Genomic DNA, 416 nt, shown 5'->3' with positions numbered 1-416 from the left:
CGCGCGATTTCGTGACGGACCACGCGCAGACGACGGTTGTTGTCCAGCTGACCCGTCGCCATCTGGAAGCGCAGGTTGAACAGCTCTTCCTTGGATTCGCGCAGCTTGGCCACCAACTCATCTTCGGTGAGCTCGCGGAGCTCTGCGGCCGGTGTTCCGGTAGCCATCAGAACTGCTCCTCCCTGGTGACGATCCTGCACTTCATCGGGAGCTTGTGCATCGCGCGGCGCAGCGCCTCACGAGCGGTCTCCTCATTCGGGTAGCTCATCTCGAACATGACCCGACCCGGCTTCACGTTCGCGATCCACCACTCCGGCGAACCCTTACCCGAACCCATGCGGGTCTCGGCGGGCTTCTTGGTCAGCGGACGATCCGGGTAGATGTTGATCCAGATCTTGCCGCCACGGCGGATGTGG

Annotated in this window: 2 protein-coding genes; both read right to left on the bottom strand. The window is 62.7% G+C overall.

Annotated features, from left to right (window positions below):
• Positions 1 to 167 (bottom strand): 50S ribosomal protein L29 (gene rpmC / locus ON34_RS03400; protein ID WP_040774114.1); only part of this gene is annotated, 167 nt, incomplete at its 3' end.
• The coding region (rplP, locus tag ON34_RS03395; protein ID WP_040774111.1) for a 50S ribosomal protein L16 at positions 167 to 416 on the bottom strand (250 nt) is incomplete at its 5' end. The genes rpmC and rplP, both read right to left, overlap by 1 nt.

The organism is Nocardia pneumoniae NBRC 100136 (genome assembly GCF_000308755.1).
Taxonomy (GTDB): domain Bacteria; phylum Actinomycetota; class Actinomycetes; order Mycobacteriales; family Mycobacteriaceae; genus Nocardia; species Nocardia pneumoniae.
This window is presented reverse-complemented; position numbering and strand designations above follow the sequence as displayed.